This window comes from Methanobrevibacter sp., assembly GCF_045541095.1.
In the GTDB taxonomy this organism is placed as follows: Archaea; Methanobacteriota; Methanobacteria; order Methanobacteriales; family Methanobacteriaceae; genus Methanocatella.
On record NZ_JAZQIJ010000012.1, the window covers coordinates 1 to 7,169 of the forward strand.

The window sequence follows — 7,169 nt, forward strand, 5'->3', positions numbered from 1 at the left end:
ATTTTAATTGAATTTAATATTTTAATTATAAGTTAGTGCAAACTTTACATTTATAAAGTGAACAATTTATAAATCAGATATCCATATATTTAAATGAATTAAAAAAAGTTTTATGTGTAAAATTTCCTTAAAATCAGATATGACATATTAAAATGCCTTGAAACAAAATTTAAAGCTCAAATAAGAAAAAAAATAAAATTGTGAAAAAAGTGAAAAAATCACTCTATTCCACTGTAACACATTTTGCAAGGTTTTTAGGTTTGTCAGGGTCATGGCCTTTTTCAAGTGTAATATAGTATGCAATCAGCTGCAGCGGAACAATATATACCAAAGGCGCAATAATCTCCTTAACCTCATCATTGATTGGAATAACCGCATTTGCCTTGCTTTTAAGTGATTCGTCATCTGCTGAACCTATTGCAAGAACATTTGCTCCACGGGATTTGACCTCTTCAAGATTGCTCATGGTTTTTCTGTAGTTATCCCCCGGAGGAATAATTACAACTACAGGAATTCCCTCGTCAATCAATGCAAGAGGGCCGTGCTTTAGCTCACCTGCAGCATATCCTTCACCGTGAATGTATGTGATTTCCTTGAGTTTAAGCGCACCTTCAAGAGCAGTAGGATATGAATATCCTCTTCCGAGGTAGAAAAAGTCACGTGCATAGTTATATCTTTTTGAAAGTTCCTTTACATTATCGACTTCATCCAATACCTCATCGATGAAAACCGGCACCCTGTCAAGTTCTCTGAGAAGATCTTCGTTTTTGGAAATCAATGCTGCCAGAAGATAGATTGATGTTAGCTGTGCAACATATGTTTTTGTTGCTGCAACACCGATTTCAGGACCTGCCTGTGTCTGGATAACGTACTGAGCCCTTCTTGTAATGGCAGAACCTGCTACATTGACAATACCCAATGTGATTGAAGTCTGATTGGCAACGTCCAATGCCTTGAGGGAGTCTGCGGTTTCACCTGACTGTGAGATGAAAATGACAAGTGTCTTTTCATTCAGAGTGTTTGCAGAATATTTGAACTCAGATGCCAGAATAACGTCTGTCGGAATTCCTGCAAGGGATTCTATAAGATATTTTCCGGTAAGTGAAGCATGATATGATGTTCCGCAAGCGACAAAACAGATTCTCTGAACATCACCTATATCGTCGATAATCTCCTGAATGTTTTCCTTTTGGGTCAGTGTGTTTCTCACAGCAGTTGCCTGTTCGTTGATTTCCTTTATCATGAAATGGTCATAGCCTTCCTTTTCAGCCATTTCCGGAGTCCAGTTGATGGTTTCAATGTCCTTGTTTACAACATTGTCAAACTCGTCATGAACCACTACACCATCCCTGTCAATGATTACTATTTCACCTTTTTCAGGATAGATTATATCTTTTGCGTATTTTAAAATAGCCGGAGAGTCAGATGCAAGGTAATATCCTTTTTCACCCAAACCTACAATAAGCGGAGAGTCCTTTCGTGTTGCAACTATTTTATCCGGTTCATTTAAACTGATAGCCGCAATCGCATAGGCCCCTTCTATTATATCTATGGTTTTTCTCACGGCATGCTCCAAATCGAACTTTTCCGCCATGAACTTGCTTATCAGATGAGGAATCACTTCAGTATCGGTTTCTGATTTGAATACGTGACCTTCCAAAATCAGCTTTTCCTTTATTTCCAGATAGTTTTCAATGATTCCGTTGTGAACGACTGCCACCTGATTTTCCTCATCGACATGAGGGTGAGCATTCAGCTTGGATGGGTCTCCGTGTGTTGCCCAGCGGACATGAGCTATTCCAAAATTACCAGGCATATCCCTGAGATTTAAGCTTTTGTCGACCTCTTTAATTTTACCCTTGTCCTTTTTGATGTGAATTTTTCCTTCACTGAATGTTGCAAGCCCGATTGAGTCATATCCCCTGTATTCAAGCTTTGAGATGCAGTCAAAAAGAATTGGTGCTACATCCTCTTCCTCTTTTAATATACAACCTACAATTCCACACACTCTAATCACCTTTGATAATCATAAATGTCCCTGTAGAGATTTACAACATCCCCTATTATTAAAATGGCCGGTGTGTTAATCTCTTTATCGGAAATATCCTCAAGTGTTCCGAATACGACATTCTCATCAGGAAGTGTTCCGCTTTCAACGACACAAACTGGAGTGTCAGGGGAGCGGTACTTCATGATTTCAGATGTATTTTCCCGGATATTTCCAATTCCCATTAAAATAACTAATGTATCTGCAGTGTAGTCCCAGTGCACCTGGCTTTCTGATTTTGTCGGGTCTTCATGGCCGGTTACAATGGTGACTGATGTTGCCACTGCCCTGTGAGTTACCGGTAGTCCTAATGATGTTGGCGCTCCGATAGCAGAAGTCACACCAGGAATTACTTCAAATTTGATATCATGTTCCATTAAAGCCAATATTTCTTCACCGCCACGACCGAATACAAAAGGATCTCCACCTTTGAGCCTTACTACATTTTCATGCTTTTTGGCCTGTTCGACAATCAGGTCGTTGATTTCATCCTGTGTCTTGTAGTGCTCTCCTGCCTTTTTTCCGACATAAATTTTTTCCGCATCTTCAGGCGCATGGGCCAATATCTCATCATTGGCCAGATAATCATAAAGTACGACATCCGCCTTGTTTAAGGTCTTGACCGCCTTGAGAGTAATCAAATCGGCATCCCCTGGGCCTGCACCAATTAAATAAACTACCATCTTATCACTTTATAAAAATCCTTTAAAGAAGTTTAAACCGTCTGCTGAACCAAATATCTCTTCACATGCCCTTTCAGGGTGAGGCATCATTGCGCAAACAAGACCTGACTCGTCACAGACGCTTGTAATCGCTTCCATTGAACCGTTAGGGTTTTTGCCTTCAAACTGAAGCACAATCTGGTCCTGGTCTTTTAGAAGGTCAATGTCTTCTGTGTAGAATCTTCCTTCTGCATGCGCAATCGGAAGTGAAATATTTTGGCCAGCCTTGAATGCCTTTGTAAATGGAGTTCTTGAGGTTCCAACCTTCAAATCAACCCATTCGCAGTTGAATTTAGGATATTCATTTGTGATGAAAATTCCAGGCACCAGTCCGATTTCACCTAAAATCTGTGCTCCGTTACATATTCCCAAAACAGGTTTTTCTTCTTTAACAAGAGCCTTGATTCCGTCAATGACAGGAGTGATTGACGCCATTGCACCTGCTCTCAAGTAGTCACCGTATGAAAATCCGCCGGGAATTACGATACCGTCATAGTCGGTTAAGTCCTCTTCGCTCCACCAGATGTATTCGGGAGTTAATCCGGCAAGTTCAATAGCCTGGGCAACATCCCTGTCACAGTTGGTTCCCGGAAATCTAATTACACCAATTTTCATGCTCTCACCTTATTTGCCGCATGCCATGTTCTGTGGAATGACATTGATTTTGTAATCATGAATTACAGGATTGCATAAAAGTCTTTCGCACATGTCAACAACGTTTGCCCTGATTACTTCTCTGTCTTCTCCTTCCATTTGGAACTTGATGATTTCATCGGTTTTTACGTTTTTAACTTCGTAACCTAAAAGTTCAAGGGACCTTTCAATGGTTGTTGCTTCAGGGTTTAACATTCCGCTTTTAAGGGAAATCTTTACTTCAATATCAAATAACATCTAAATCACCTAAAAATCAAATTTTTCATCATCGGGAATAATTCTGTTGTATACCTCTACGTAGGCTTCCATAACTTCATCGTCCTTTCCTTTTCTGAACAGTTCCTTATCAAGCATGTCCATGGTTTCACTGTCCCAAAGCCTGCATCCATCAGGGGAGATTTCATCACCTAGAATGATGTTTCCGTCTTTGTCCTTTCCAAACTCGACTTTGTAGTCAACAAGTATTATTCCGGCATCTGCGAAGAATTTGGTTAAAATCTCATTGATTTTCAAAGCCTTTTCAGTTAGGATGTCGACTTCTTCATCTGTTGCAATGCCTAATGCCCTGATGATGGAACGGTTCAGCATCGGGTCGTGATATTCGTCATCCTTGAAATCCATCTGAACAAGAGGAGGGTCAAGTTTGGTACCGTCTTCAATTGGGTATTTGCGAACAAGACTTCCTGTTGCGATGTTTCTAACGATCACTTCAATAGGAATCATTTCAAGCTTTTTGGCAAGCATTACATTTGGTTCAGGAAGGTCAATGAATTGGGTTGCAACGCCGTTTTCCTCCAGTACCTTAAATATTTTTGAAGAGATTACTGCGTTGTATGCACCTTTCTTTTTCATAACTTCTTTACGTTCTCCGTCACCGGCAGTCATATCATCCCTGAATTCTATGATGACCTTGTCGTCATCTTCAGTGGTGAAGACACTTTTTACTTTTCCAGAATTAATTAACTCTTTTTTGTCCATGATATCAACAAAATTATTAAATTATTATATTATAATTTTTAGTGTAAATATTATATAATACTATTTAAAAAATGGGTTCAAAATAAGATTGAATTTTGTATTTTAAAATACATGCAAATTAAAAAAAAATATGAAATTATCTTTTACGTTTGAAAATCAGATTTGAAGTTATGACAAAAAGACCTAACAGAGCCAATGCTATGGGATTACCTGTTGCTCGACTATCATCTATGGCCTTGACAGCCCCAATTTGCCTTTGCGCATGATTTTCTGTTTGTTTGGAAACATCAATATCCAAATCATCATCATAAATTGGAATGTCCTTATATGACTCTTCAACCAGATATATGTCAACAGTTTGTGTAGAATCGTTATAGTATTCGTTTCCATGATAATATATTATGCCCTGTTTCATGCCTTTTTTAATTTCAATATCTCCAAATGATGCGGTTCCGTTAAAAACTTTGCTTTCATAGTTTTTACCATTCAAAGACAGCGTTGCAGATCCGTTCATTACAGGATTTTCATTTTCATCAAGTATATCCACTGAAAAATAGACAGAATCCCCTTCTTCACCTGTGATGTCGCCTGAAACGATATGAGTATTCATTTTGGATGAATTTACATCATCACTGACAGAATCGGTTGTGTTTTGCGAAGCGCAGACTGAAGATATTGAAAAAAACATTAAAAAAATAGATATCAACAGTATCAGTTTAGTGTTCATGTTAGATATATTAAATTTCATTGATATATGCTAATTGCCCTTTTGAGCGGCCAAACTTGATACCGTTTAGACGACCATTCGGCAACTTTGAGATGACAATCACCGGAAATTCATCCTGAGGATTGATTATCATCGTATGGGTTACGTCCTGGCGTGTTGTAATTTCGATTTTATAGGAATTATCTATTTTGGAAAAATCCCCATCAAGAAATATTTTGTTGAAGGATTCGTCCAAAAGATAATCCGGAAATTCCTCATCAATGCTGAAATGATTCAACAGTTCCTTGAATAACATTTTAAATCATTGCATGCTTGGAAGATTTTCCTGATCTGAATCGTATGAAGAACCTATAAGTTCACCAGTTTCGGTGTCGTACTGTCTGAAACCACCGTCTTTGTAGGTGACTTCACGATAATGGCCTTCACCTTTTTGTCCGTTAAATTTGACTACTTCACTTATAATGTCGCTACCGCCTGACTGTGAAGAGTCAGAACTCTCAGAAGATGCAACATTACTTACTTTATCTTTTACTTTGTTCATTACATTTGAATCGATATCATTCATATTAACACCTAATTCATTCATAAAAGAGTACGCTACAGCCCCACCAACAATCAGTAACGCTGCAATAATACCTATTACGACTAAAATAAAGCCTTTCATATTATCACCTCTTTTAAGTTTTCATTTACATTATGAATATGGTCATTAAAATACTTTTCCATTATTTTATATAAGACAAACATTATAATATAAAACATGGATATGAAAAATGCCACAATACTTCTGATATTTCTCCTCTGCATTTTGGGTCTTATTGTCGGAGCGATTTATACTGAGAATACTGAAAGTTCCAAAAGCCTTGACAGTAGCGATGATGGAATTGATGCGGATACTGATGATGCCCTTTTAAGACACATGGAAGCATTGGATTTTGATGCTTCTGGTAGCGTTTCGATATGATTAACCTATTTTTAATTTATTTCAACCGATTAATTACACTATTTTTAATATGAAATCAAGTAAATATTGCTTTGAATTAGTAAAATTTACCTTAAATCTAAATATTTACTCCAATACCCATAATTTATCCCATAAAACCATCTAATATAAGTTAATATGATTTTATTCAATTATCAAATAATTTATAAGAATTTTTTCAAAGTATTACTATAAATTAGGAGGTGTTTGGATGACAGCATTTACCCAAGACAAGATATTCAAGAATGTAAATGATGAAGATGCAAGGATTTTGCTTGATATTATGGGAATAAAATCGAAAAAAGTACATATCTGGACAAAGGAATTGAGATTATTAGATCCAAAAGACTTCAAACCGGACATAATTCTTGAACTGGATTTTGAAAATCTCATCCTCGAACTGCAAAGCAAAAAAGTTGATGATAACTTTTCCGCACGAGGACTGACATATGTTGCCGTAACGAACAGAGAAAAGGAAAACGAAAAGGAAGTGAATCTGATGGTGTTAAGCTCAGCAGAAGATTCCAAAACAGTTCATTATAGATATAACTCACAAAACGAGTTCAATTATGATATTGTCGGATTGAATGAACTCGACGGTGATGAAATAATCAGCATCGTTGAGCCAAAAATCCAAAAACATGAAAAAATTTCCGGAAGGGAACTAGTATTGTATTCATTAGTACCAATTATTAAAAGAGATGAACTAGAAATATATATTAAACCGATTGTAAATAATCTACTTGAATTGAAAAACATCACGACTTCCCTAAAAGACCTTTCATATGGAATTGCATGGCTGACCGTAGACAAGTATGTGAGTGATGAGGAAGAAAGAAATATATTATGTGACGCTTTGGGTGATAATATGAGTTTGATACATGAGTATGGTGAAAGAAAAGAGCAAAAAGGAAAAGAAGAAGGAATAAAAGAAGGAATAAAAGAAGGAATAAAAGAAGGAATAAAAGAAGGAACAATTAAAGGAAAAGAAGAAACAATAAAAAGTCTATTAGAATCAGGAATGAGCGCAGAAGAAATATCTGACCGCCTCAAAGAACC

The 7,169-nt window shown here is 37.0% G+C and carries 10 protein-coding genes; 2 read left to right on the plus strand and 8 right to left on the minus strand.

Annotated elements, in window-relative coordinates:
* Positions 1-223: 223 nt before the first annotated feature.
* From glmS to ACKI2P_RS00470, 8 genes are all read right to left on the minus strand, one after another.
* Positions 224-2,008 carry a glutamine--fructose-6-phosphate transaminase (isomerizing) gene (gene glmS / locus ACKI2P_RS00435; protein WP_407374179.1) on the minus strand — a complete coding sequence of 595 codons (1,785 nt, stop codon included), beginning with the start codon at positions 2,006-2,008 and terminating at the stop codon, positions 224-226.
* Between the two features lie 5 nt (positions 2,009-2,013).
* On the minus strand, positions 2,014-2,730 hold the full coding sequence (gene cobA / locus ACKI2P_RS00440) for a uroporphyrinogen-III C-methyltransferase (RefSeq protein WP_407374181.1): 717 nt from the start codon (positions 2,728-2,730) through the stop codon (positions 2,014-2,016).
* A 9-nt stretch (positions 2,731-2,739) separates the two neighbouring features.
* Entirely contained in the window at positions 2,740-3,384 is a 645-nt protein-coding gene (gene purQ, locus ACKI2P_RS00445) for a phosphoribosylformylglycinamidine synthase subunit PurQ (protein WP_407374183.1), read from the minus strand.
* Between the two features lie 9 nt (positions 3,385-3,393).
* Positions 3,394-3,660 (minus strand): phosphoribosylformylglycinamidine synthase subunit PurS, encoded by a 267-nt coding sequence (purS, locus tag ACKI2P_RS00450; RefSeq protein WP_407374185.1) that lies wholly within the window; start codon positions 3,658-3,660, stop codon positions 3,394-3,396.
* 9 nt (positions 3,661-3,669) lie between these two features.
* Positions 3,670-4,401, minus strand: coding sequence for a phosphoribosylaminoimidazolesuccinocarboxamide synthase (purC, locus tag ACKI2P_RS00455; RefSeq protein ID WP_407374186.1), 732 nt, complete (start codon positions 4,399-4,401; stop codon positions 3,670-3,672).
* Between the two features lie 136 nt (positions 4,402-4,537).
* Positions 4,538-5,089 (minus strand): hypothetical protein, encoded by a 552-nt coding sequence (locus tag ACKI2P_RS00460; protein WP_407374188.1) that lies wholly within the window; start codon positions 5,087-5,089, stop codon positions 4,538-4,540.
* A gap of 49 nt (positions 5,090-5,138) precedes the next feature.
* A complete protein-coding gene (locus ACKI2P_RS00465; protein ID WP_407374190.1) occupies positions 5,139-5,423 on the minus strand; it encodes a hypothetical protein in 285 nt (94 codons plus the stop codon).
* Between the two features lie 6 nt (positions 5,424-5,429).
* A complete protein-coding gene (locus tag ACKI2P_RS00470) occupies positions 5,430-5,792 on the minus strand; it encodes a flagellar protein, FliL (protein WP_407374192.1) in 363 nt (120 codons plus the stop codon).
* Between the two features lie 96 nt (positions 5,793-5,888).
* Here ACKI2P_RS00470 and ACKI2P_RS00475 point away from each other — a divergent pair, with 96 nt between their 5' ends.
* Together ACKI2P_RS00475 and ACKI2P_RS00480 are read left to right on the plus strand one after the other, a co-directional pair.
* Positions 5,889-6,092, plus strand: coding sequence for a hypothetical protein (locus ACKI2P_RS00475; RefSeq protein WP_407374193.1), 204 nt, complete (start codon positions 5,889-5,891; stop codon positions 6,090-6,092).
* A gap of 229 nt (positions 6,093-6,321) precedes the next feature.
* Positions 6,322-7,169: hypothetical protein (locus ACKI2P_RS00480; protein WP_407374196.1), on the plus strand; the 848-nt coding region annotated here is incomplete at its 3' end.